We start from the raw sequence: 861 nt of genomic DNA on the forward strand, positions 1-861 counted from the left end.
GCGGGGGCGGCGGCGGCGGCGGCCGGGGCGGCGCCGGGTCGTACGGCGGCCAGGGCGGCCAGGGCGGCGGCGGCGGCTCGGCGGCGGGCTACGGCAACAAGGGCGGCAAGGGCGGCGGCGGCGGCAACGGGCGCCTATGGCGGCGTCGGCGGCGCCGGTGGCCAGGGCGGCAACGTCTACTGAGGACGCGGGACCGCCCCGTCGATCACATCAACCGCGATGGTGCGCGACAGCACCGCGACGATCGACCGATACGGTACTGTCACTCGTCGCCGGGGCAAGCAGAGACCGCGGCGACGACTTCGGATCGACACGGCAGCGACGCCCGCCCCACCCGGGAGGCGTCGCGCAACTCCGGACCGGCTTCGGCCGGAACATGATCCGGGCAGGACCACGGACCGGCTCCCGCGCCTCGTCCGGCCCCGCCCGATGCAAACCCGATCTGCCGGACGAGGCGGATCTCTCAAGTTCTTCCTCTCGATTGAGGAGGCCCGCCCATCGTCGGGCGGACCCAAGACACAGTCGAGCGGCAGTGAAGCGCTCGTAAAGCGTACCCGCGCACGGGGTCCGGCGCGCAAAGCGGCCCCTTCCATTCCCGATCCATCACGCCGGCACCGCGAGTGCCGATGCAGGAGGTTGTCATGAGAAAGACGATGTTCGCGATCGTGTCGGCCGTCGCCATGATGGCGGCCGCGCCGCAAGCCTTCGCCGGCGGCATCGCCGGCAGCGGCGGAATGGGTGGCGGCGGCTACTACGGCGGCTACGGCGGAGCCGGTGGCGGCGGCGGCGACGCCACGAAGGGCGGCCGCGGCGGCAACGGCGGCAAGGGTGGCGGCGGCTACTACGGCGGTGGCGGCGGTG

General features: G+C 74.0%; 1 protein-coding gene and 1 pseudogene. Both read left to right on the plus strand.

The features are described from left to right. Positions 1-183, plus strand: a 183-nt coding sequence (locus VQ02_RS38805; RefSeq protein WP_209437075.1) for a hypothetical protein, incomplete at its 5' end; no start/stop codon positions are given. 458 nt (positions 184-641) lie between these two features. Next, positions 642-861: pseudogene (locus VQ02_RS38810) on the plus strand (PE family protein); the annotation flags it as partial.

The organism is Methylobacterium variabile (genome assembly GCF_001043975.1).
GTDB lineage: Bacteria > Pseudomonadota > Alphaproteobacteria > Rhizobiales > Beijerinckiaceae > Methylobacterium > Methylobacterium variabile.